Here is a 22407-nt window from a genome sequence, read left to right on the forward strand (position 1 = left end):
GCGCCGTTCCAGGCTCTCAGGACGGAGGCCGCGTCATGGCCAGCACATCGAGGGCCGCGTCGAGCTGGGCCTCGGTGATGCGGCCCTCGGCCACGTGGCCGTGCTCGATGACGACCTCGCGGATGGTCCTGCGCTCGGCCAGGGCCTGCTTGGCGATCTTGGCGGCCTCCTCGTAGCCCAGATACCGGTTGAGCGGGGTGACGATCGACGGCGACGACTCCGCGTACTCGCGTAGCCGCTCCACGTTGGCCGTGATCCCCGACACGCACCGGTCCGCCAGCAGCCGCGACACGTTGGCCAGCAGCCGGATCGACTCCAGGACGTTACGGGCGATGACCGGAAGCTGCACGTTGAGCTCGAAGGAGCCCGAGGCGCCCGCGAACGTGATGGCGGCGTCGTTGCCGATGACCTGCGCCGCCACCATGGCCGTGGCCTCGGGGATCACCGGGTTGACCTTGCCGGGCATGATGGACGAGCCCGGCTGCAGGTCGGGCAGGTTGATCTCGCCGAGGCCGGCCCGCGGGCCGGAGCCCATCCAGCGGAGATCGTTGGCGATCTTGTTCAGGGAGACGGCCACCACCTTGAGCTGGCCGGAGAGCTCGACCATCGAGTCCTGCGCGCTCTGGGCCTCGAAATGGTCCATCGCCTCACGGAACGGGATGCCGGTCGCCTCGCGCAGCTTGGCGATGGCCAGCTCGGCGAACCCCGCCGGGGTGTTGATGCCGGTGCCCACGGCGGTGCCGCCCAGCGGCAGCTCCAGCACGTGACCCAGGGCCGACTTGACCCGCACCACCCCGTGCTCGATCTGCGAGGCGTAGCCGCCGAACTCCTGCCCGAGCGTCACCGGCGTCGCGTCCATCAGGTGTGTCCGCCCCGACTTCACCACCTGGTCGAACTGGATCGCCTTGGCACGCAGCGCCGTCGCCAGATGTTCGAGGGAGGGCAGCAGATGGTAGGTCACCTCGGTCGCCGCGGCCACGTGGATCGAGGTCGGGAACACGTCGTTGGACGACTGCGAGGCGTTGACGTGGTCGTTCGGGTGCACCGGGCGGCCCAGGCGCTCCTGTGCGAGCGTCGCGACGACCTCGTTGGCGTTCATGTTGGACGAGGTGCCCGAGCCCGTCTGGAAGACGTCGATCGGGAAGTGGGCGTCGTGCTCGTTCTCCGCGACGTCGGCCGCGGCCTGCGCGATCGCCTCCGCCAGGTCCTTGTCGATGACGCCCAGCTCGGCGTTGACCTCGGCGGCGACCGCCTTGATCAGGCCGAGCGCGGCGATGTGGGACGGCTCCAGCTGCCGCCCGGAAACCGGGAAGTTCTCGACCGCCCGCTGGGTCTGCGCACGCCACCTGGCCCCGGCCGGGACACGCACCTCGCCCATCGAGTCATGTTCAATGCGGAACTCGCTCATGCCCCCAGTCTGACCCACGCCCGCGGGCTCAGCCGGACAGCACCGCCACGATCAGGATGGCGATCACCACGGCCGCCGCGGCGGCGACGGCCATCAGGATCAGCATCCCGGTGCGGTTGCCGCTGGACGGCTGCTCAGGGCCGACGATCGAGAACAGGTCGGTGCCGAGCCCCTGGGCCTCGGGAACATCGGGCGGCATCATGTGCGGCGCCTGCTGTGGGCCCGGAGGCGACATCGGCGGCGCGGGGAGCGGATAGACCTGCTGTCCGGGGGAGTTGTTCATGGGTTTTGGCTGCTGCACGCGCCTGGTGCTGACCGTGCCCTCGTCGCCCGGCCAGCCAGGAGCCTGGCCCTGTGGCAGCGGCGTCTTGGGCCGCATCATGCTGACGGTCCGCTCGGGATCGTAGCCGCCCTCGGGCTGAGCTCCCGTGGTGGCTCCGGTGCCGGCCTGCTTGTGCTGCGGGACGGCGCCGGGCCCGTGCGGGCCACCCGCAGGCCCCTGCGAGCCGGGACCGTGTGGACCGGCCGCCGGGCCGCGGCCGTAACCGGGGTCGACACCGGCCCCGGCTCCCTGCGGTCCGGAGCCGTGTGGGCCGGAACCCTGTGGGCCCTGTCGGTTGGGTCCGTGCGGTCCGGATCCGTGCGGTCCGGATCCGTGCGGTCCGGATCCGTGCGGCCCGGAACCCTGTGGGCCGGGGCTCTGTTGGTCGGGTCCAATCGGGCCGGGGCCGTGAAGGCCCGGCTCGTGAGACGGGGAAGACACCGGCGGGCCGGAGCCTTGAGGGTCGACGCCGTGGGATCCCGAAGGCCGCTGCGGCCCGGGGCCGTGAGGGTCGGCTCCAGGGGAGCCGGGGCCGTGGGATCCCGAGGGCCGCTGGGAGCCGGGCGCCGGGCCACGGCCGTGGGCGGGCTCACCGGGCCGGGCTTCCCGCGGGTGAGCACCGGGAGGCCCTTGCGGGTCGCGGTCGCGCGGGCCCGGGAAGGCGGACGCCGGGCCACGGCCGTAGGCGGGCTCGGCACCGACCCCGGGGCCGAAGGCGCTGGGCGGCGCCCCATGGTCGAACGCGGAGCGCGCTCCCTGGTAGGGCGGCTGGGCATGGGGCACGGCGGCCTCCCGATCGGTCAAGGCCTCTGCCGTGATAGCCGGCATCTCGTTGGTGGGTGTGTCGGCGACCATCCTGAGCAGGGTCTCCGCCTTCGACGCGGACAGCCGCTGCTGGTAGTCCTTGTTCAGCAAGCCGATGAGCACCGGCCGGAGCTGCCCGGCCTGAGTGGGCGGATCGGCCTTCTCGCTCAGCAACGCCGCCAGCGTCTCGGCGATCGTGGCCCGCTCGTAGGCGGGACGCCCTTCGACCGCGAAGTAGAGCGTGGCTCCCAGCGACCAGATGTCGGACTCGGGGCCGGTGTATTCGCCCCGGGCACGTTCCGGCGCCGTGTAGCCGGGCGACCCGATCACCATGCCGGTCTTCGTGAGCTTGGAGTCGCCCTCGGCCTTGGCGATGCCGAAGTCGGTCAGCACCACGCGTCCGTTCTGGGTGATCAGCACGTTGCCCGGTTTGACATCGCGGTGCGTGATGCCCTGGGCGTGCGCGGCACGCAGCGCGCCGAGCAGGTCGACGCCGATCTCGGCGACCAGCCGGGGCGGTAGCGGACCCTCCTCGTCGATCACCTGCTCCAGCGAACGGCCCTCGACCAACTCCATGATGATCCACGGGCTGTTGCCGTGGATGAGCACGTCGTGGATCGAGGCCACGGCCGGATGGTTGATCCGGGAGGCGATGCGCCCCTCACGGACCATGCGTTCGCGCAGCTCGGCGCGTTGTTCTTCGGTGAGCCCGGAGTCCTGGCGGATCTCCTTGACAGCCACCTCGCGTCCCAGGGCGCGGTCTCGGGCACGCCACACCGTGCCCATGGTGCCTCGGCCGAGCGGGGAGATCAGCTCGTAGCGCTCTGCGAGCAGGCGTGTCTGCTGTTCCGGCATGAGAAGAAGATATCGATTCTCGCTTGGGAAGTGCTTTAGCCTCGCTTGCGAAGTTCTCTTGGCCAGAACCGTCGAGGAAGGCACAACTTTATCACCGTCGTCTTGAAGCGGGCATAAGCAGAAGGAGCCGGCCGTGCTTCGACCCGCTTCCTGTGCACTCCTTCGCCGGCTTTGCGCTCCTGACGGGGCGCGGGCACCGTGACCGCCACCGCCTCCGCCCGGTGCAGCCCGCGATGCGTCGACCTGCGGGCGAAGGAGGGTGCCAGGGGAGCGGCGGCCGGGCGTACGGGCCGCCGGGCGGCCAGCGGCTCCTCGGCCGAGCCGCCCGCCGCCACCCGCGCCAGCATCAGCGAGGCTCGTACGGAGTCGAGCCTGGTCTGGGGGTCGATGCGGAGGAGCGCGTCGAGCACCGGCGCCAGCGGGCCCGCCTTGGTCATCGGGATCGGCTCGCCACTGGTCAGCGCGGCCAGCGCGGCGGCGGCGGTGCGGCGGCCGTGCAGACCTCTGCCTTCGACGGCCGTGTAGAGCGTCGCGCCGAGCGACCACAGGTCACCGGCCGGGCTCGCCTTCGAGCCGAGCACCCGCTCTGGAGCGATGTAGCCGGCGGAGCCGAGCACGATGCCCGCCTGGGTGATGGAAACGTCACCCTCAAGGGCGGCCAGGCCGAAGTCGGTGAGCACCGCGCGGTCCTCGGTCACCAGCACGTTGCTGGGCTTCACGTCGCGGTGCAGGATCCCCTTGGCGTGGACGGCGCGCAGCGCTCCGAGGATCTGCCGGCCGATCTCCGCGGCCTGGCGCGGGTGGAGCGGTCCGTTCTGCTGCACGAGCTGCTCGAGGGACCTGGCCCGGAGCAGCTCCATCACGATCCACGGCCGGTCGTCCTCGGTGACCACGTCGAACACGGTGATGACCGAGGGATGCGCGACCATCGCGGTCGCCCTGCCCTCACGCTCGGTGCGCGCGCACAACTCGGCCCGCAGCTCTTCGTCGAGCACGGCCGGCAGGCGCACCTCCTTGACCGCCACGTGACGGTCGAGCAACTCGTCGTGCGCCCGCCAGACGGTGCCCATGCCGCCGCGTCCGACCGGTTCCAAAAGCCGGTAGCGCGCGGCGAGGAGGTAACCAGGGGGCGCACGCATGCCAGGCAGCTTACCTATTTGTGTAAACCGACCAGTAGAGGCCGGGCCGATAAAATGTTGCGAATCTGAGTCAACCCACCTGACTCGTCGCGTCAGTAAACCGGCGGCCGCATCACGTCAGCTGACCCGCAACCATGCACTGACGTCGTGACTGTCGTCAACTGTTTTACCGACCAGTTCGAGGACACCGAACCGCCGGTCGGCCGTGTGTCCGGGCGGCCCGGCCGGCCGATCACGGCCGCGCTCCCGGGAGGCCGGTCATCGTGTCCGGGCAGACCCGCGCGGTCCGATGACACGCGCCGGATCCGCCCGCCGCAACGGGCTTACGCGGGCGGTGCGGGCGTCCGTGGGGCGCCTCGCGCGGCTTCCGGGCGCGGGGTCCGGATCCTCCCGCACGACCCCCGCCACGGACGCGGGTACGTTTCCGCAGCTCACCGCATTGTGTCGGCTGCCCACCAGCCCCGTACGGAAATGTGCGTGATGCCCAGTAAGCGCTTCGCATGCATAAGGCATGGTTGCTACAAGAAGTCTCCGCAAGGCGTCAGCAAGTTGTAAGGGTGCCGTAAGGGGACGGGGGCAGAGTGAAGCCACGAGTAAGAAAGCCCCATGAAGAGGCCCGGAAACCGTCGGTGCCGGTTGGCACAATGGGGGCCGCGTGTCAGAGGTTCTGCCAAGTCAACGACCGTGACGACATCGCTGAAGGACGTGATGAGGATGCGCCAGACCCAGGTTCGCCGCCGGCCCAGGAAGCCGGCCGGATCCTCGCTGGACCTTCGCACGCCATCGGGGCGACAGTTGCCCTTTTGAAGCCCGCGCAACAGGAGCGTCATCTGAGAGGTGCACCATGTGCAGTCACTTCCCCGCTTGCCCCAGTGCCGACTCGCCCGACCGTGAGGCGTCACACGTGATCTCGGCTCACCCCGACCAAGGGTGGAGCCTGCTCTGCAACGGTGTCGTGCTGTTCGAGGACACCGGTCTGCTGCTGCCCGACGGCAGGGTCGTGGCCCCTCATCGGGCCCCCGTCGCCGCGTGAGCCGCCTCCGCCTTCACCGCCGTCCTGCCTAAGCGGCTGGTTCCGACCGGCGCGGTGCCGAGCGGTGTGATCGCCCACCCGGCACCTTCCGGCCGTCCGCCTAGCGGCGGCCGATGCTCAGCACCGGCCCCGTGGTGTCGGTGAAGAAGTCTTCTCCCTTGTCGTCCACGACGATGAACGCGGGGAAGTTCTCGACCTCGATCTTCCAGACCGCCTCCATACCCAGCTCGGGATACTCCAGGACCTCGACCTTCTTGATGCAGTCCTGGGCCAGCCGGGCCGCCGGGCCGCCGATGGAGCCCAGGTAGAAGCCGCCATACTTCTGGCACGCCTCCGTGACCTGCTTCGACCTGTTGCCCTTGGCCAGCATGACCATCGAGCCGCCCGCCGACTGGAAGCGTTCGACGTAGGAGTCCATGCGTCCGGCGGTCGTGGGGCCGAACGAGCCGGAGGCGTAGCCCTCGGGCGTCTTGGCCGGGCCGGCGTAGTAGACCGCGTGGTCCTTCAGATACCGCGGCATCTCGCCGCCGTCGTCGAGCAGCTCGGCGATCTTCGCGTGGGCGATGTCGCGGGCGACCACCAGGGGACCGGTCAAGGAAAGCCGCGTCTTCACGGGATATTTCGTCAACTCGGCCAAGATTTCCGGCATGGGGCGGTTGAGGTCCACCGAGACGACGTCGTCGGAGAGGTGCTCGTCGGTGGTGTCGGGCAGGAAGTGGGCCGGGTCGGTCTCCAACTGCTCCAGGAAGACGCCCTCGGGGGTGATCTTGGCCAGGGCCTGCCGGTCGGCCGAACAGGAGACGGCGATGGCCACCGGGCAGGAGGCGCCGTGCCGGGGGAGCCGGATGACGCGGACGTCGTGGCAGAAGTACTTGCCGCCGAACTGGGCGCCGATGCCGAGCTTCTGGGTCAGCTCGAAGACCTTCGCCTCCAGCTCCAGGTCGCGGAAGCCGTGCCCGGCGGGCGACCCCTCGGTGGGGATCGAGTCGAGGTAGCGGGCACTCGCGTACTTGGCCGTCTTCAGGGCGTATTCGGCCGAGGTGCCGCCCACGACGATCGCCAGATGGTATGGCGGGCAGGCGGCGGTGCCGAGCGAGCGGATCTTCTCCTCCAGGAAGGCCAGCATGCGCTTCTCGTTGAGCACCGCCTTGGTCTCCTGGTAGAGGAACGACTTGTTGGCCGACCCGCCGCCCTTGGCCATGAACAGCAGTTTGTACTCGTCGGCGTGGCCGAACGGGTCTTCGGCGTAGAGCTCGATCTGGGCGGGCAGGTTGTCGCCCGTGTTCTTCTCCTCCCACATGGTCAGCGGGGCCATCTGCGAATAGCGGAGGTTGAGCCTGGTGTAGGCGTCGTAGACGCCGCGCGAGATGTGCTCGGCGTCGCGCCCGTCGGTCAGCACGTGGCGGCCGCGCTTGCCCATGACGATCGCGGTGCCGGTGTCCTGGCACATGGGCAGCACGCCGCCGGCCGAGATGGACGCGTTCTTGAGCAGGTCGAGCGCGACGAACCGGTCGTTGCCGCTGGACTCGGGGTCGTCGACGATCTTGCGGAGCTGTGCCAGGTGGGACGGCCGCAGGTAGTGCGAGATGTCGTGCACGGCCGTCTCGGTGAGCAGCCGCAACGCCTCCGGGTCGACCTCCAGGAACGTACGGCCCGCTGCCTCGACTCTCCGCACCCCCTCCGATGTGATCAGCCGGTATGTGGTGTCGTCGGCGCCCAGCGGAAGCAGGTCGGTGTAGTCGAACTCGGCCATGACCATCCTTTCGATCCCCCAAAGGGTACGCCCCCGGCCGGTCGTGTTCGTGCCGTGGGGGCGTACCGTATGCGGGTCTGTCAGGTGGCGTCGGCGGCGAGCCGGACCGGCTCGGGGGAGCGGCTGTCGGTGAGACCCACCACGATGCCCGCGATCACCAGGCCCGCGCCGAGCAGGTCGTAGCCGGACGGCGTGGCGATGCCCAGCACCAGCCCGGTGATGATCGCGCCGACCGGGATGAGCCCGGCGAACAGTCCCGCGCGGCCGGGGCCCAGCTTGGGCAGCGAGGTGTACCAGAGGAAGAACGCCAGCACGGTCACCACCGTCGCCAGGTAGCCGAACCCGAGCAGTTCGGCCGCCGTCGGCACCCGCAGCATGCCGGCGCCTTCCCTGGCCAGCCCGATCAGCGCCAGCATGGGCACGGCCAGCATCGTCGAGTAGGCGCTCACCCGGATCGCCCCCAGTTTGGGCAGCAGCGGGATGGCCAGCAGCGAGAAGCTGATCTCCCCGACCAGCGCGCCCAGCGCCCACAGCAGCCCGGGCAGGTTGCCGCTGCCGAGTCCCGTGGCGAGCGTCGCGCCCGCCACCACCACGGTCGCGCCCACGAGCAGCCGTGGCGCGGGCCGGCCGCCGGCCAGCGCGAGGGCCAGCGGCACGGTGCCGAGCACGGTGCCGACCAGCGCAGGCCCCGAGGCGCGGGTGGACTCGATCACGCACACGTTGAAGATGACCAGCCCGAGCAGCGCCAGCCCGCCCAGGAGAGCCCACTCCTTGAGCGTGAGCCGGACGAACCGCAGACCCATCGCCCGCGTCACGACGAGCAGGATGACCGCCGCCGCCAGGTAGCGCACCGCCTGTCCGCCGTAGAGGGGGTAGTCCTGGACCAGTCCCGACACTCCGGCCAGTGTCCCCACGAGGAACATCGCGCTCGCCGCGCCGGTCACACCGTTTCTCATGGAAGGGATGCTAGGGAGACAATGGTTCTCCGAAACAGTCCAATGAACTGACATGTAAGGGGACCAATGTGGCGGACCTTCATGTGCCGATCAATCATGCCGAGGGGGGCATAGCCGCGCAGATCGCCGCCCAGCTGCGCGAAGCCATCCGCCGCGGGCGCCTCACTCCCGGCACCCGCCTTCCCGCCAGCCGCGACCTGGCCACGGACCTGGCGGTCTCGCGCGGGGTCGTGGTGGAGGCGTATGAGCAGCTGGTGGCCGAGGGTTTCCTGATCTCCCGGGTGGGCTCCGGCACCCGCGTCGCCCCCGCCGCCGCCCGTCCCCCGGCTCCACCCGCGCCTGCGGGCTCCGAGGGCCCCGGGCCCTACTACGGCCACCGCCCCACCTCTCCCGACCTGGGCCACTTCCCGCGCGAACGCTGGCTGGCCTCCGTCAGACACGTCCTCACCACGGCACCCTCCGACGCGCTCGACTACGGCGACCCGGGTGGTGTCCCGGAGCTGCGCGAGGAGCTGGCCGGCTACCTCAGGCGGGTGCGGGCCGCCGACGTGGCCCCGGAGAACCTGGTGATCGTGGGCGGCGTGGCGCAGGGCCTCAGCCTGGTCCTGCACGTCCTCACCCAACGGACCCGAACCGGGCGGACCCGAACCGGGCGGGCCGGCGCACGCCGGACGGGCACCGGACGGGCCGGAACAGGGCAGATCGGGCGGGGCGGGCGGCTCCCGCTGGCCATCGAGGATCCGACCAGCCACCGGCAGGTCCCGCTCCTGCGGCGGGCTGGCGCCCGCCTGCTGCCCGTGCCGGTCGACGACCAGGGGCTCGACGTGGCGGCCCTGCGCGACCAGCCGGCCGAAGCGGTGCTGGTCACGCCCGCCCACCAGTACCCGACGGGCGTGGTCCTCTCCCCGGAGCGGCGGGCCGCGCTCATGGAATGGGCCCACACCGCCGGCGCCACCGTGCTGGAGGACGACTACGACGCGGAGTTCCGCTTCGACCGCGACCCGGTGGGCTGCCTCCAGGGGCTGGCCCCCGACCGGGTGATCCTGTCGGGCAGCGTGAGCAAGGCCCTTGCGCCCGGTCTGCGGCTGGGCTGGGTGGTGGCCCCGGCCGAGCTGGCCGAGGCCGTCCGCCGGGCGCGCGGTGAGCTGGATCTCGGCTCCCCGGTCGTCGAGCAGTACGCGCTGGCCCACTTCCTGCGCACCGGCGGCTACGACAAGCACCTGCGCCGGATGCGCCGCGAATACCACCGCCGCAGGGACTCCCTGGTCGGCGCGCTGGCCGAGCACCTGCCAGAGGTCCGGGTGCACGGCATCGAGGCGGGCCTGCACATCTACCTCCGGCTGCCGGACGGCTGGGACGAGGGCAGGGTGTCGGAGCTGGCCCAGGAGCAGGGACTGGCCGCCGAGCCGGTCGCGCCGATGCGCTTCACGAAGGGCGGACCGGCCGTGGTCGTCGGCTTCGCCAGGCTTCCGGCCCACAGAGCCGTGGAGGCCGTTCGAGGCTTAAAGGTCAGAATGTCAGGACAAAGTATTGACTGAAGGAGAAGATCTCGCTTACAAAGAAAGACCACTCCCCTTGGAGGCGTCATGCGTGTGGGACTGCTGGGTCTGGGCCGGATCGGCGCGTTCCACGCGGCCACCCTGGCCGCGCATCCGCTGGTGGACGAGCTGATCGTGGCCGATCCCGTCCGCACGTCCCCGTACGGCCGGCCGGGTGATCCGTTCGACGCCGACGCCGTGGTCATCGCCACCCCGACCGGCACACACGCCGAGCTGCTGATCGAAGCCTGCCGGAGGGGCATCCCGGCCTTCTGCGAGAAACCGGTGGCCGGTGACGTCGAGGAGACCCTGGAGGTGCTGGAGGCCGCCCGGGGCAACCGGGTGCAGATCGGCTTCCAGCGCAGGTTCGACGCCGGCTACACCGCCGCGGCCCGCGCGCTCCGCGACGGCGAGCTGGGGGAGCTGCAGCGGGTGCACCTGATCACCGCCGATCCGGCGCCCCCGCCCGCCGAGTACATCCGGCTCTCCGGCGGCATCTACCGTGACTGCCACATCCACGACTTCGACATCCTGCGCTGGGTGACCGGCCGCGAGGTCGTCTCGGTTTACGCCACCGGCTCCAACCGCGGCGCCGCCTTCTTCGCCGAGGCCGGCGACGTGGACAACAGCGCCGCGGTGCTCACCCTCGACGACGGCACGCTGGTCACCCTGCAGGGCTCCCGCTACAACGGCGCCGGCTACGACGTGCGCATGGAGGTGGCGGGCACGAAGGGCACCCAGGTCGTCGGCCTCGACCCGCACGTCCCGCTGCGCTCGGCCGAAGGGCTCCAGCCGCCCGGGGCGCCCTGGCCCGACTTCGTCAGCCGTTTCCGGCAGGCCTACACCGACGAGATCGACGGCTTCCTGCGCAGCGACCGCAGCCTGTGCTCGATCGAGGACGCCCTGGCGGCCCTCTACATCGCCGAGGCCGCCGAACTGTCGCGCCGCGAGGGCCGTTCCGTCCGGCTTCACGAGGTCCGTACGACGCGGAGTCACCCGTACGACGAGAACGGGGTGCCGAGGGTTGGCTGACTACCGGGAGCTGCGCGAGACCAGGGCGAGGTTTCCGGAGCGCGTCGCCGAGGCGGCGGCGGCACGGCGGCGCAGGCCGCTCCTGGGTGAGCGCGACCAGTTGCTGATCATCGCCGCCGACCATCCGGCCCGGGGCGCCCTCGGCGTGGGCGGGCGCCCGCTGGCCATGGGCAGCCGCGTCGAGCTGCTCGAACGCCTCACCATCGCGCTGTCGCGGCCCGGCGTCGACGGGCTGCTGGCCACTCCAGACGTCGTCGAGGACCTGCTGCTGCTCGGCGCGCTCGACGACCGGATCGTCATCGGCTCGATGAACCGGGGCGGCCTCCAGGGAGCGGTCTTCGAGTTCGACGACCGGTTCACCGCGTACGACACCGGCACGATCACGCGGATGCGGCTCGACGGCGGCAAGATGCTCTGCCGCATCGCCCTCGACGAGCCCGGCACCGCCTCGACCCTGCAGGCGTGCGGCCGGGCGATCACCGAGCTGGCCGAGCACGGGCTGGTGGCGATGGTCGAGCCGTTCTGGTCGGGCCGGGCGGGCCACGACCTGTCGCCGGAAGGCGTGATCCGGGCGATCAACGTGGCGCAGGGGCTCGGCGCGACCTCGGCCCACACCTGGCTGAAGATCCCCGTCGTCGACGGCATGCAACAGATCATGCAGGCCACCACGTTGCCCACCCTGCTGCTCGGCGGCGACCCCGGCGACGCCCCTGACCTGGCCTACGCGTCCTGGCGCAAGGCGCTGCGGCTGCCGGGCGTACGCGGGCTCGTGGTCGGACGGGCGCTGCTCTACCCGCCCGACAACGACGTGGCCGCGGCCGTGGACACCGCCGTGGCTATGCTCGGGCCTTGACCGCCGGCTCGAAGCCCCTGGCCAGCACGATGATCGCGGCGGCCAGCACGAGCGGCGCGGCGAACGCCACCCGCATGTCCGCGGCGTCCGCGATGCCGCCGACCAGCGCCGCGCCGACGATGAAACCGACGTAGTTGAACAGGTTGACCCTGGCGATCGCCACCCCGGTGCCCGCCGGGTCCAGCCTGCCCGCCGCCGAGAACGACTGCGGAGCCACCACCGACAGGCCGACCCCGGTCAGCCCGAACGCCACGATGGCCAGCGGCTGGCTGGGCGCGAAGACGATGCCCAGGAAACCGAGGGTCGCGATGGCCCCGCCGATCCTGACGATGGCGGCCGGGCCGTACCTCCGCACCGCGAGGTCGCCGCCGAGCCGTACGGCCAGCGTGGTGGCCTGGTAGGCGGCGTAGCCGAGCGGCACCACGCCCGCGCCCGCGCGCAGGATGTCCTGCATGAAGACGGTGCTGAAGTTGGAGACCGCCGCGTCCCCGACGTACAGGAAGCCCATCGCCAGGCAGAGCGGGATGATCGGCTTCCACGGGAACCGGCCGGCCAGGACCTGCATGGACTCGACCTTCTCCTCCTGGACCGTGCAGAGCCTCGGCCCGGCGTAGACCGAGCCCGCCACGGCCAGCAGCATCGGGAGCCCCATGACGACGGGCAGGGCGAGCGAGGCCGCGGCCGACGCCCAGAGCGCTCCGGCCAGGCTGAAGACGCTCCACACGCAGTGGAAGCCGTTCAGCACCGCCCGGCCGTACCTCCGTTCGACCGTCACGCCCTGCATGTTGATGCCCGCGTCGACCGCGCCGACCGCCACCCCGAACAGGAGCAGCGCGAGCACCAGCATCGGCACGTTCGGCGCGAGCCCGGCGAGCACCACGGCGATCGCCACCGCCGGTTGGGCGACGCGCAGCAGTGGTTTGCTGCCCCTGCGGGCGGCGAACATGCCCGCGCCCACGCTGCCGATCCCGGCGAAGACGGGGACGATGAGCAGCAACAGCGTCAGGGATCCCTCGCTGAGGTGGTGCTTGTTCTGCAGGTTCGCGACCTGGGTGAGCAGTGTCGCGAACGACAGGCCCTGTACGGCGTAGGCGGCGAACGTGGCGATGCGGGCCTGGCGATCACGCGGAGACGGCACGGAGGCCTCCAGATGGGGGGAATCAAACGTGAGGCGTGGTCAGGTTATTCGCTTCGCCAGTGCCTCCGCCAGCAGGCGCGGGCCGGTGCCGGGCGCCCCACACGCCGAGGGCGACCACGGCGGCGACCTCGGTCGCCGCGAGACCACGTTCGACCAGGCCGAGCGGCATGACCTGCCACCACGACAGGCCGGTGCGCGCCCCCACCAGCACCATCGCGCCGATGCCCACCACCCAGAGCACCGAGCCCAGACCGAGGCCGAAGGCGAACACCGCGTGCCTGCGTCCCTCGGCGTGCCGCCAGGGCCGGGCGATGATCAGCGCCGCCAGCGGGAGGCTGAGGAACGCCACCAGGCTGCCCGCCCGGTGGATGCTGCCGCTCAGGCTCGGGCCCACCGACCAGTCGTGCTTGGGGAACGACGCCGTCACCAGCAACCCGGCGCTCCACGCCATCAGCGCGAGCGTGCCGAAGGTCCCGGCCAGCCGGATGCGGGCCAGCGAGACGCCGATGGCCGCGGATCCGCCCGCCAGCAGTGCGACCCCCAGGCCGAAGATCCAGCCCTGCGCGCCGAGGCCGTGCTCGCTGATGGTCCGCCTCAACGGGTTGATCTCCCCAAGATTGAGCAGGTCGAGACCGGCGATCAACGCCACGCCGGCGCCCACCGCGCCGAGTCCCCATCGAGCCGCCTGCCGCACGCCCACCCCTCTCCGTACGGGGGCCGGGAGAGTCGCCCGGAACCACCGGTCCTGTCCGGGTCAACGGGCGAAAAGCCCGGCGGATTCCGGGGTTTGACCGCTTGTGCGGGCGAATCGGCTGACACGGTCCAACAGACCCGAGCGAACATCCCGCCTGCCGGATATCGTCGGAAGTGTGAATGAACGCCCGGGGTCTTGGCTCCCACGCCTGCAGGAAGTCGGAGAGCGGCTGGCCGAGGAGTGGGCCACCGCGCGTCGATCCACTCCCAAACAGGCGGGGCCGCAGCCACACGAGCTGCGCGCCTCCGACGACGACCGCGAGCGCATCGCACAGGTGCTGCAGGACGCCCACGCCGACGGCCGCATCACCCTCGAGGAGCTGGAGGACCGGCTCGGCATCGTCTACGCCGCCCGCACCCTCGGGGAGCTCGCCGAGGTCACCGTGGACCTGCTCCCCGCCGAGCAACAGCCGCTCAACCTCGACGGCCGGCCGGTGTCGGCCTTCTTCAAGCAGGAGCAGCGGGGCGGCCGGTGGGTGGTGCCCGCCGAACTCGACGTGACGGCCATGTTCGGCACCACCAAGCTCGACCTGCGTGACGCGATCCTGCAGAACCGCCGCATCGTGATCAACGCCACGCTGGTCTTCGGCGGCCTGGAGATCCAGGTGCCGGCCGACCTCGAGGTCATCCGCGTCGCCAAGGGCAAGACCGTGCGGCTGACCAAGCAGCCCACCGAGCCCGGGGCGCCCGTGGTCGAGGTGCGCACCACCAACTTCGCGGGCGACGTCAAGGTCAAGGAGCCGCCCCGCCGCAAGCGCCGCCGCTGACCGGCCCGCTCATGGCCGCTCGTGGCCTGTTCGTGGCCTCTTGTGACCGCTCGTGACTTCTTGTGACCTTTTGTGGCCGCTCCGCCGTCGCTCAGCCGGCGGAGTCGAAGTTGATCGCGCTGTAGGCCCGCAGCTTCCACAGCTGGTGCTCGCTGTCGACCTTGCGGATCGTGCCCGAGCGCCCGCGCATCACCAGCGAGTGGGTCCTCGCGACGCCGCCGCTGAACCGTACGCCCTGCATGAGCTCGCCCTGTGTGATGCCCGTCGCCGCGAAGAACACGTCGTCGGACCTGACCAGGTCGTTGGTCGTGAGCACCCGGTTGAGGTCGTGTCCGGCGTCGAGCGCCCTGCGGCGTTCGGCCTCGTCACGCGGCCACAGCTTGCCCTGGATGACGCCGCCCAGGCACTTGAGCGCGCACGCGGCCACGATGCCCTCGGGGGTGCCGCCGATGCCCAGCATCAGGTCGATGCCCGTGCCATCGCGGGCCGCCGCGATCGCGCCCGCCACGTCGCCGTCGACGATGAACTTGATCCGGGCTCCGGTCGCCCTGATCTCCTTGACCAGCTGCTCGTGCCGGGGACGGTCGAGCACGATCACGGTGACGTCGGAGGCCGAGCAGCCCTTGGCCCTGGCGACCGCGTTGATGTTGGCGGAGACGGGAGCCTCGATGTCGACCACGTCCGCCGCCTGCGGGCCGGTGACCAGCTTCTCCATGTAGAACACGGCCGACGGGTCGTACATCGACCCGCGCTCGCTCACCGCGATCACCGACACCGCGTCGGGCATGCCCAGGGCGGTCAGCCGGGTGCCGTCGATCGGGTCGACCGCCACGTCGCAGTCGGGACCGCTGCCGTCGCCGACCTGCTCGCCGTTGAACAGCATCGGGGCATGGTCCTTCTCACCCTCGCCGATGACCACCACCCCGTTCATTGAGACGGTGTTGATCAACTGTCGCATGGCGTTGACCGCGGCTCCGTCGGCGCCGTTCTTGTCGCCTCTGCCCACCCACCGGGCGGCGGCCATCGCGGCGGCCTCCGTAACGCGAACGAGTTCAAGAGCGAGGTTTCGATCAGGGGCGTGCTCGCCCGTGGCCAATGCAGGGGGGACGGACGTCTGATCGGACATGATGAAAGGACCTCCTTGTGGACAACTGTCTCGATGGTAGTTGTCCCTGTATCCCCGGTCAGCGGAGGATAATGTGCCTGCCATGAGCAGCGATGTCGAACAGCCGGTCACACCCCGCACCTCCGAGCGCGGTGCGGCCACTCGCGGCGCGCTACTCAGGGCCGCCCGGGAGGTCTTCATCTCCAAGGGGTTCGCCGAGGCCGGGGTGACCGATGTGGTGGGTCGGGCCGAGGCCAGCGTCGGCAGCCTCTACCACCACTTCTCCGGCAAGGCCGACCTCTACCGCACGCTGTTCGAGGAGTTCCAGGCCAGGCAGGCCCAGCGCACGAAGAAGGCCGCCCGCGAGGCCAGGGCCGCGGGCGAGACCGACCCGATGCGGGTCTTCGTCGGCGCCGCGCGCGCCTATCTCGACGGCTGCCTCGAAGAGCGCGAGCTCGCCGCGCTGTTCCTGCGCGGTGACGGCCCGCCGGGCTTCGAGGTCGTCATGCGCGACCGGCTGCGCACCTGGGCGCAGCGCAACGCCGCCCTCTTCGAGGACGACGAGGCCGCGCTGGTCGTGGTCATCACCGGCGCGCTGGCCGCCGCCGTCTCCGAGGTCGTGCTCTCGGGTGACAGAGTGCTCGCCGAGGACGTGCTCACCATCATCGGCCAGATCCGTCCGGCCACTTCGGCGGGCGGGTCCACCAGCGGGTAACCTCACCAGATGTGCGACGGTTCACCGAAGGTTTCTACGGCTACGTGGTAGCCGTGTTCGTCTGTCTCGCGGCGGCGGGGTTGTTCCTGCTGATCGCGCCGCAGAGCCGTGACGAGCACATCCCCAGGCGCGAATACTCGATCACCGTCGCCAACTTCGGCCACTCCGTCCCCTACGGGGTCTGGGCTCCTGTCAAGGACCCGGCCGGCTGGGTGCCCAACAGCAACCGCATCGCCGAGGGCGAAAACGGCGCGCAGGTCCTCTCCCTCGGCTACGCCACGGCCAAGCGCGAGCACGCCATGCTGATGGAGAGCGACGAGAAGCCCGCGGCCGGCTTCGCCAGCCGGATGGCCAACACCGAGCGAGCGGTGGGCACCCAGCAGATCGACGGCCAGCCGTGGGAGCGGCGTTTCCGCGAGGACAAGAACCAACGCTCGCTGGTCCGCATGCTGCCCGAGGCCACTCTGGTGGTCACGGGCACGGCCGACTGGCCGGAGCTGGCCGAGTTGGCGGCCTCCCTCCAGCAACGTCCCCAGGGCTGACGCGCATTGTCGGCCGCCGACCCTAAGGTGGTGCCTGTGGCAGAAGAGAAGGCACCCTCATACGAGCAGGCCCGCGAGGAGCTGACCGAGGTGGTGCGCCGCCTGGAGACGGGCGGGCTCACCCTGGAGCAGTCGATCGAGCTCTGGGAGCGCGGCGAGAAGCTGGCCGCCATCTGCGAGGAATGGCTCCAGGGGGCCAGGGTCAAGCTCGCCGCCGCCATGGCCCGCCGTTCCGACCCCACCGCCGCCCGAGACGACGACGCACCGTTCTGAGCGGTCCGGGCTGTTCCCGCGCCGGGCTCAGGCGGTCGAGCGCTCCAGGGCGACCACCGGGATGCGCCGGTCGGTCTTGGCCTCGTACTCCGCGAAGCCGGGCGCGATCTCGACCATCCGGGCGTAGAGGCGGTCGCGCTCCTCGCCCTCGATCACGACCGCCTCGGCCTCGAACGTCTCGGTGCCGATCTCGGCCGTGACCTCCGGGTTGGCGCGCAGGTTGTGATACCACGCCGGGTTGTTGTCGGCCCCGGCGTTGGAGGCGATGACGACGACCCTGTCGTCGTCGCGCAGATACATGACCGGTGTGGTGGTCGGCCGGCCGCTCCTGGCTCCCTTGGTCGTGAGCAGGACCAGGGGCGAGCCCTCGAACATCCCGCCGACCCGGCCCTCGTTGGCGCGGAACTCGTCGATGATCTGCTGGTTGAAGTCGTTCGGCATGTCAGGCTCCCTTGAATCGGAGAACTCTCCGGTTACGTCCGGAAGCCTATACGGAGGATTTTCCGGTTACAACCGATAGGCTCACACGTGTGTGCGGACGCCAATCGCTGCCGGTGATCGGGCAGCCCCAGCCCGAACGGGCCGATGCCGCACGCAACCGGCAGAAGATCATCGAAGTCGCCTCCCGCATGATCGCCGAGCGCGGCGCCGACCAACTGTCCCTCGACGAGGTGGCGAAAGAGGCGTCCGTCGGCGTCGGCACCGTCTACCGCCGCTTCGGCGACCGGGCCGGGCTCGTGTGGGCGCTCATCGACGAGCGGGAGCGCCGCTTCCAGCGGGCCTTCCTGAGCGGGCCCCCGCCTGTCGGCCCCGGCGCGCCACCCGCCGAACGCGTCCGTGCCTTCCTGAGCGCCACCGTCGACCGGGTGGTGGACCAGCAGGAGTTGTTCCTGCTGGTCGAGCTCGGGTCGCCCAAGGCGCGCTTCGGCGGTCCCTACCAGGTGCACCACACCCACCTGGCCGCCCTGCTCGCCCAGGCCCGCCCCGGCGCCGACGCCCGCTTCCTGGCCGACGCGCTGCTCGCCTCGGTCAACGCCCACCTGATCCGCTACCAGCGTGACGAACGCGGCATGTCCGTCGAGGCCATCAAATCGGCCCTCGACGACCTGGCCCACTGCGTGACCAGCGACCCACGCGCCTGACGCCCACATCCGGCAACCCATCTCGCTCTCGGACGGCTGTGAGCAAACCCGTCTCGCAGGGGGAGAGTTGACCGCCTCGTACGGGTGCGACCAAACCGTCTCGCGCGGGGATGGCCAAACCGTCTCGCGCGGGGCGAGTTGACCGCCTCGAACGGGTGCGACCAAATCATCTCGGACCGGAAAACCGTCTTGTGCGGGTACAACCAAGTCGTTTCGTACGGGGACGGTCGGTGGTCGGCCGGAGGCGGATCTGGCACGTACGGGAGTTGCCCGGGTGGCGGATGCCGCCGACGTGATCGAGTGACGTGATCGAGTGACGTGGCCGGGTTACGTGGCCGGGTGACGTGGTCGAGGGCGGTCAGGCCGGGTCGGCGGGTTTCTTACGAGGCTTGCGCGGCTTGGCCGGAGCGGCGGCGGCGCCGTCGTCAGGAGCCTCCGCACGGACCGTCAGGCGGTCATCGGTGAGCCGGATCGTCAGGAGGGCGCCCGGCGAGACGTCCTTGGCCAGGCGGACGACCTCACCGGACGGGTGCTGGACGATGGCGTAGCCGCGCTCGAGCGTCGCCGCCGGCGACAGAGCCACCAGGCGGGCGCGCAGATGGGACAGGGAGTCTTCGGCGCGGTCGAGGGAACTGGAGAGCGAGCGCCGCGCCCGGTCGCGGAGGGCGTCGGCCTGCTCGGCCCGGCGTTCGAGCTCGCGCACCGGATCGGCGAGGGAGGGGCGGGAACGGACCGACGTGAGCCACGAGGTCTCCCGGTCGAGCCAGCCGCCGACGACCCTGCGGCCCCGGTCGCGGAGCTGGCGCACCAGGGTCAACTGCTCGCCCACGTCGGGCACGACCTTCTTGGCGGCGTCGGTGGGGGTGGACGCCCTCACGTCGGCCACGAGGTCGAGCAGCGGGCTGTCCTGCTCGTGACCGATCGCGCTCACCACCGGGGTGCGGCACGCGGCCACCGAGCGCACCAGCGTCTCGTCCGAGAACGGCAGCAGATCCTCCAGCGAGCCGCCGCCACGGGCGATGACGATCACGTCGACCGACGAGTCGGCGTCGAGTTTGCGCAGCGCCTCGGTGACCTCGCCCACGGCGTAGGGGCCCTGGACGGCCACCTGCTCCACCTTGAAGCGGACCGCGGGCCAGCGGCGCCGGGAATTCTCCAGCACGTCGCGCTCCGCCGCCGAGTCACGCCCGCAGATCAGCCCCACCGTGCCCGGCAGGAACGGCAGCCGCCGCTTCCGGTCGGTGTTGAACAACCCCTCGGCGGCCAGCAGGCGGCGCAACCGCTCCAGCCGGGCGAGCAGCTCTCCTACGCCGACAGGACGGATCTCCAGCGCGGTGAACGCGAACGAGCCCTTGTTGATCCAGAAGTCGGGCTTGACGTGCATCACGACCCGGGCGCCGTCGGCGGGACGCGGCATGGCCGCCTCGTAGACGCCGCGCGGTGCGGTGACCCGGGCCGACACGTTGGCCACCGGGTCGCGCAGCGTCAGGAACACCGTGCCGCCGCGCGCCGTCAGCTCGGTGATCTGGCCCTCGACCCAGACCGTGCCCAGCTTGCCGATCCAGCCACCCACCATTTGCAGGACGGTGCGGATCGGCAGCGGAGACTCGGGCGAGGTCTTCGAGGTCATGCCGGAAGACTACGGTGCCGGACCGACTATTCCCCGGCTCGCAGCTTGGCCAGCCGGTTCTCGAACATCCGGATGACCTCAGGCCGCGCGGCCGTGGCCTGCTCGTACGCCAGCAGCTCGGTCATCTGCTCGGTCGACTTGCCGCGCATCCTGGCCCGCAGCGACGCCACGGTCAGCCCGGAGTAGCCCGGCAGCGGCTCGGCCAGGCCGGCGGCGGCCCCGGTCGCGGCCTTCACCGCGGGCTCCGCGACCGTCTTGACCTCTGCTTCGGCCTTTGCGGCGGCTTCCGGCTTGGCGCCGGCTCCGGTCTTAGCGGTGCCTGCCGGCTTGGCGGCCGCCTTGGGCTTGGTGGCCTTCGGCTTCGCAGCCGTCCTGGACTTCGGAGCCGCCTTCGGCTTGGCGGTGGCGGCTTCCGCGGTGGTGGATCCCGTGGCGGCCTCGGCCGAAGACTCGACGGCGGGCACCGTGGCGGCTTCCGCAGCGGTGGGGCCCGTGGTGGTCCCGGCCGAAGGCTCGATGGGCTCGACGACAGGCTCGGCGGCGGGGGTGATGACCGTCGCCTTGGGCTTGACGGGCTCGGCGCCGGCCGGCGGCTCGGTCGCGACGGTGGGCTCCGCCGAGGCGGCGGGCGGCTCGGCGCCGACCGGAGGCTCGGTGGCCGCGGCGGGCTCGGCGACAGGCTCGGCGGTCTTGGCGGTCTCGCCCTTGGCCGGCTCGGTCTTGGCGGGCGCGAAGATGACCGGGTCAGGCGTGGCCTTGGCGGCCCCGTTGGCCTCGGCGGGCTCCGGCGACGGGCGCGGCGCGAAGATGATCGGCTCCTTGCGCGCGGGCTTCTCCTCGGCCTTCTCCTCGGCGGACGCGGGTGCCGCCACCTGGTCGGCGGCGGAGGGGCGGGAGTCGTACGACTCCTCCTTCTCGCCCTTCCCGGCCAGGCCCTTGATCGAGTTCTTCATCCGGTCGACGAGGAGCAGCGCCTGTCCGGCGGCGCTCAGCGTGGACTGGACGACGAAGAGCGGAAGGTCCTTGGCCTTCTCCTTGTCGGTGACGGTCTTGGCGATGTTGCGTATCACGTCGCTGAGGGACATGACGGCTCCCTGGGAGGTCAGTATTGGACGGCCAGTCTGGCAAACGGCGGGCAACCATGCACGCGTGGGCCTGTCGGCCGCTCCACGTAGCATAAGAAGTATGGAGCCCCAGTCCCGCACTTCCCGCCGTGTCCTTGTAGCCAAGCCCCGCGGCTACTGCGCCGGAGTCGATCGAGCCGTGGTAGCGGTCGAGAAGGCTCTGGAGCAGTACGGTGCGCCGATCTACGTGCGCAAGCAGATCGTGCACAACACCCACGTGGTCAAGACGCTCGAGGCCAAGGGCGCCATCTTCGTCGAGGAGACCGAGGAAGTGCCGGAGGGCGAGATCGTCGTCTTCTCGGCCCACGGAGTCTCACCCGTCGTGCACGACGAGGCGAAGCAGCGCGGGTTGCGCACCATCGACGCGACCTGTCCGCTGGTGACCAAGGTGCACAACGAGGCGAAGAGGTTCGCCGGCCAAGACTACGACATCCTGCTGATCGGTCACGAGGGCCACGAGGAGGTCGAGGGCACCTCGGGCGAGGCGCCCGACCACATCCAGCTGGTCGACGGCCTCGACTCGGTCGGCAGCGTGACGGTGAAGGACCCGTCCAAGCTGGTCTGGCTGTCGCAGACCACGCTGTCGGTCGACGAGACGATCGAGACGGTCGCCCGGCTCAAGGAACGCTTCCCCACGCTGATCGACCCGCCCAGCGACGACATCTGCTACGCCACCCAGAACCGCCAGGTGGCGGTGAAGGAGATCGCGGCGCGGTCGGAGCTGGTCATCGTGGTCGGCTCGGAAAACTCCTCCAACTCCAAGAGGCTGGTCGAGGTCGCCAAGGAGTACGGCGCCGACGCCTCCTACCTGGTCGACAACGCCACGTTCATCAAGGACGAGTGGCTCGACGGCGTCACCACGGTCGGCGTGACCAGCGGCGCCTCGGTGCCCGAGGAGCTGGTCGACGAGGTGCTCGCCAGGCTGGCCGGGCACGGCTTCGACGACGTGGAGCAGGTCGAGTCGGTCAAGGAGAGCATGAGGTTCGCGCTGCCCCACGAGCTGCGCAAGGACCTGCGGGCCTCCTAGTCGTCGCCGCGCGGCGTCCCATAGACCTTGGGCTCGAAGTAACCCTCGGGCTCGGGCACGAACGGCTGGCGCGGGCGCGGCACCTCAGCGCCCGCGCGGAGCTCTTCGCGTAGTTCCCGTACGTTGTCGCGCAGGCCGCGCCGCCAGGCCACGCCGAGCACGACGGCCGAGCCCGCGAAGAGCCAGGGCGCGCCGCTCGACAGCGAGCCGTACAGGCCGAGCGCGAGTGACTGCATGATCGAGACCGAGCCGAACGCCCGGCCGAGCTCGACGAAGAAGGTCGCCGTGAAGAACACCAGCGGCGGCGTGACGACCAGCGACAGCAGCTCACGCGGGTTGACCAGCAGCACCCCGAGCAGGCTCGCGACCACGAACACCACCCCGGTGACGATCGGCAGATCGACCAGCGCGGCCACGACGTAACCCGCCAGGGTGGCGATCAGGGCGAGCGCGATGGCGCCGCGGGCGGTCAGCTTCACCGCTGAACGCCGGCCTTTC

The 22407-nt window shown here is 70.9% G+C and carries 22 protein-coding genes; 10 read left to right on the forward strand and 12 right to left on the reverse strand.

Translation table 11 applies throughout. The annotated features are described in order from the left end of the window. Positions 1-16 precede the first annotated feature (16 nt). Genes AB0C16_RS03700 through AB0C16_RS03710 form a run of 3 tightly spaced genes read right to left on the reverse strand, consistent with a single transcriptional unit; the run spans position 17 to position 4528 of the window. Positions 17-1408, reverse strand: coding sequence for a class II fumarate hydratase (locus tag AB0C16_RS03700; RefSeq protein WP_357678498.1), 1392 nt, complete (start codon positions 1406-1408; stop codon positions 17-19). A 28-nt stretch (positions 1409-1436) separates the two neighbouring features. After that, positions 1437-3389, reverse strand: coding sequence for a protein kinase (locus tag AB0C16_RS03705; RefSeq protein WP_357678500.1), 1953 nt, complete (start codon positions 3387-3389; stop codon positions 1437-1439). Positions 3390-3424: 35 nt separating this feature from the next. Further along, positions 3425-4528 (reverse strand): serine/threonine-protein kinase, encoded by a 1104-nt coding sequence (locus tag AB0C16_RS03710; protein ID WP_357678501.1) that lies wholly within the window; start codon positions 4526-4528, stop codon positions 3425-3427. An 844-nt stretch (positions 4529-5372) separates the two neighbouring features. Here AB0C16_RS03710 and AB0C16_RS03715 point away from each other — a divergent pair. Next, complete coding sequence (locus tag AB0C16_RS03715) at positions 5373-5561, forward strand: DUF5999 family protein (RefSeq protein ID WP_357678503.1); 189 nt, start codon at positions 5373-5375, stop codon at positions 5559-5561. A 100-nt stretch (positions 5562-5661) separates the two neighbouring features. On the opposite strand, the gene AB0C16_RS03720 is transcribed toward AB0C16_RS03715, so the two are convergent. After that, complete coding sequence (locus AB0C16_RS03720) at positions 5662-7314, reverse strand: fumarate hydratase (RefSeq protein WP_357678504.1); 1653 nt, start codon at positions 7312-7314, stop codon at positions 5662-5664. An 80-nt stretch (positions 7315-7394) separates the two neighbouring features. Further along, positions 7395-8270 carry a DMT family transporter gene (locus AB0C16_RS03725; protein WP_357678506.1) on the reverse strand — a complete coding sequence of 292 codons (876 nt, stop codon included), beginning with the start codon at positions 8268-8270 and terminating at the stop codon, positions 7395-7397. A 68-nt stretch (positions 8271-8338) separates the two neighbouring features. Between AB0C16_RS03725 and AB0C16_RS03730 the strand changes: the two genes are divergently transcribed. Genes AB0C16_RS03730 through AB0C16_RS03740 form a run of 3 tightly spaced genes read left to right on the forward strand, consistent with a single transcriptional unit; the run spans position 8339 to position 11693 of the window. Beyond that, complete coding sequence (locus tag AB0C16_RS03730) at positions 8339-9808, forward strand: PLP-dependent aminotransferase family protein (RefSeq protein ID WP_357678508.1); 1470 nt, start codon at positions 8339-8341, stop codon at positions 9806-9808. Between the two features lie 48 nt (positions 9809-9856). After that, positions 9857-10840 (forward strand): Gfo/Idh/MocA family oxidoreductase, encoded by a 984-nt coding sequence (locus AB0C16_RS03735; protein WP_357678510.1) that lies wholly within the window; start codon positions 9857-9859, stop codon positions 10838-10840. After that, positions 10833-11693 (forward strand): deoxyribose-phosphate aldolase, encoded by an 861-nt coding sequence (locus AB0C16_RS03740; RefSeq protein WP_357678512.1) that lies wholly within the window; start codon positions 10833-10835, stop codon positions 11691-11693. The genes AB0C16_RS03735 and AB0C16_RS03740 overlap by 8 nt, the downstream gene beginning before the upstream one ends. Here the strand turns inward: AB0C16_RS03740 and AB0C16_RS03745 are convergent. Both AB0C16_RS03745 and AB0C16_RS03750 read right to left on the reverse strand, forming a co-directional pair. Next, a complete protein-coding gene (locus AB0C16_RS03745) occupies positions 11677-12831 on the reverse strand; it encodes an MFS transporter (RefSeq protein WP_357678514.1) in 1155 nt (384 codons plus the stop codon). The two genes, AB0C16_RS03740 and AB0C16_RS03745, sit on opposite strands and share 17 nt — an antisense overlap. A 22-nt stretch (positions 12832-12853) precedes the next feature. After that, positions 12854-13525: a DUF998 domain-containing protein gene (locus tag AB0C16_RS03750; RefSeq protein WP_357678516.1), complete on the reverse strand. Its 672-nt coding sequence runs from the start codon at positions 13523-13525 to the stop codon at positions 12854-12856. Positions 13526-13700: 175 nt separating this feature from the next. Between AB0C16_RS03750 and AB0C16_RS03755 the strand changes: the two genes are divergently transcribed. After that, complete coding sequence (locus AB0C16_RS03755) at positions 13701-14351, forward strand: DUF1707 domain-containing protein (RefSeq protein ID WP_357678518.1); 651 nt, start codon at positions 13701-13703, stop codon at positions 14349-14351. A gap of 91 nt (positions 14352-14442) precedes the next feature. Here AB0C16_RS03755 and glpX read toward each other — a convergent pair whose 3' ends face one another. After that, complete coding sequence (gene glpX, locus AB0C16_RS03760) at positions 14443-15477, reverse strand: class II fructose-bisphosphatase (protein WP_357678519.1); 1035 nt, start codon at positions 15475-15477, stop codon at positions 14443-14445. Between the two features lie 82 nt (positions 15478-15559). Between glpX and AB0C16_RS03765 the strand changes: the two genes are divergently transcribed. From AB0C16_RS03765 to AB0C16_RS03775, 3 genes are read left to right on the forward strand one after another with little or no spacing between them, the layout of a single operon-like run. Next, complete coding sequence (locus tag AB0C16_RS03765; RefSeq protein ID WP_357678521.1) at positions 15560-16171, forward strand: TetR/AcrR family transcriptional regulator; 612 nt, start codon at positions 15560-15562, stop codon at positions 16169-16171. 11 nt (positions 16172-16182) lie between these two features. Then, positions 16183-16713, forward strand: a complete 531-nt coding sequence (locus tag AB0C16_RS03770) for a DUF4245 domain-containing protein (RefSeq protein WP_357678523.1) — start codon at positions 16183-16185, stop codon at positions 16711-16713. A gap of 36 nt (positions 16714-16749) precedes the next feature. Further along, positions 16750-16986, forward strand: a complete 237-nt coding sequence (locus AB0C16_RS03775) for an exodeoxyribonuclease VII small subunit (RefSeq protein WP_357678525.1) — start codon at positions 16750-16752, stop codon at positions 16984-16986. Between the two features lie 27 nt (positions 16987-17013). On the opposite strand, the gene AB0C16_RS03780 is transcribed toward AB0C16_RS03775, so the two are convergent. Next, positions 17014-17427, reverse strand: coding sequence for a nitroreductase family deazaflavin-dependent oxidoreductase (locus AB0C16_RS03780; RefSeq protein WP_357678527.1), 414 nt, complete (start codon positions 17425-17427; stop codon positions 17014-17016). An 89-nt stretch (positions 17428-17516) separates the two neighbouring features. Between AB0C16_RS03780 and AB0C16_RS03785 the strand changes: the two genes are divergently transcribed. Continuing rightward, complete coding sequence (locus tag AB0C16_RS03785; protein WP_357678528.1) at positions 17517-18128, forward strand: TetR/AcrR family transcriptional regulator; 612 nt, start codon at positions 17517-17519, stop codon at positions 18126-18128. A gap of 358 nt (positions 18129-18486) precedes the next feature. Here AB0C16_RS03785 and xseA read toward each other — a convergent pair whose 3' ends face one another. Next, positions 18487-19758 (reverse strand): exodeoxyribonuclease VII large subunit, encoded by a 1272-nt coding sequence (xseA, locus tag AB0C16_RS03790; RefSeq protein ID WP_357678530.1) that lies wholly within the window; start codon positions 19756-19758, stop codon positions 18487-18489. Positions 19759-19784: 26 nt separating this feature from the next. Then, the gene (locus AB0C16_RS03795) at positions 19785-20843 is read right to left on the reverse strand and encodes a hypothetical protein (RefSeq protein WP_357678532.1); all 1059 of its coding nucleotides are present in this window, start codon (positions 20841-20843) and stop codon (positions 19785-19787) included. A gap of 100 nt (positions 20844-20943) precedes the next feature. Between AB0C16_RS03795 and AB0C16_RS03800 the strand changes: the two genes are divergently transcribed. Beyond that, positions 20944-21909, forward strand: a complete 966-nt coding sequence (locus AB0C16_RS03800; protein WP_357678534.1) for a 4-hydroxy-3-methylbut-2-enyl diphosphate reductase — start codon at positions 20944-20946, stop codon at positions 21907-21909. Here the strand turns inward: AB0C16_RS03800 and AB0C16_RS03805 are convergent. Further along, positions 21906-22388: a DUF6542 domain-containing protein gene (locus tag AB0C16_RS03805; RefSeq protein WP_357678536.1), complete on the reverse strand. Its 483-nt coding sequence runs from the start codon at positions 22386-22388 to the stop codon at positions 21906-21908. The two genes, AB0C16_RS03800 and AB0C16_RS03805, sit on opposite strands and share 4 nt — an antisense overlap. Between the last annotated feature and the right edge of the window lie 19 nt (positions 22389-22407).

The organism is Nonomuraea sp. NPDC048916 (assembly GCF_040649575.1).
GTDB lineage: Bacteria > Actinomycetota > Actinomycetes > Streptosporangiales > Streptosporangiaceae > Nonomuraea.

Excerpts from the sequence above, each read along its gene's own strand:
- AB0C16_RS03780 (WP_357678527.1), bottom strand. The coding sequence starts at position 17,427 with ATGCCGAACGACTTCAACCAGCAGATCATCGACGAGTTCCGCGCCAAC.
- AB0C16_RS03765 (WP_357678521.1), top strand. The coding sequence starts at position 15,560 with ATGAGCAGCGATGTCGAACAGCCGGTCACACCCCGCACCTCCGAGCGC.
- AB0C16_RS03800 (WP_357678534.1), top strand. The coding sequence starts at position 20,944 with ATGGAGCCCCAGTCCCGCACTTCCCGCCGTGTCCTTGTAGCCAAGCCC.
- AB0C16_RS03795 (WP_357678532.1), bottom strand. The coding sequence starts at position 20,843 with ATGTCCCTCAGCGACGTGATACGCAACATCGCCAAGACCGTCACCGAC.
- AB0C16_RS03720 (WP_357678504.1), bottom strand. The coding sequence starts at position 7,314 with ATGGCCGAGTTCGACTACACCGACCTGCTTCCGCTGGGCGCCGACGAC.
- glpX (WP_357678519.1), bottom strand. The coding sequence starts at position 15,477 with ATGTCCGATCAGACGTCCGTCCCCCCTGCATTGGCCACGGGCGAGCAC.
- AB0C16_RS03725 (WP_357678506.1), bottom strand. The coding sequence starts at position 8,270 with ATGAGAAACGGTGTGACCGGCGCGGCGAGCGCGATGTTCCTCGTGGGG.
- AB0C16_RS03715 (WP_357678503.1), top strand. The coding sequence starts at position 5,373 with ATGTGCAGTCACTTCCCCGCTTGCCCCAGTGCCGACTCGCCCGACCGT.
- AB0C16_RS03735 (WP_357678510.1), top strand. The coding sequence starts at position 9,857 with ATGCGTGTGGGACTGCTGGGTCTGGGCCGGATCGGCGCGTTCCACGCG.
- AB0C16_RS03700 (WP_357678498.1), bottom strand. The coding sequence starts at position 1,408 with ATGAGCGAGTTCCGCATTGAACATGACTCGATGGGCGAGGTGCGTGTC.
- xseA (WP_357678530.1), bottom strand. The coding sequence starts at position 19,758 with ATGACCTCGAAGACCTCGCCCGAGTCTCCGCTGCCGATCCGCACCGTC.
- AB0C16_RS03705 (WP_357678500.1), bottom strand. The coding sequence starts at position 3,389 with ATGCCGGAACAGCAGACACGCCTGCTCGCAGAGCGCTACGAGCTGATC.
- AB0C16_RS03710 (WP_357678501.1), bottom strand. The coding sequence starts at position 4,528 with ATGCGTGCGCCCCCTGGTTACCTCCTCGCCGCGCGCTACCGGCTTTTG.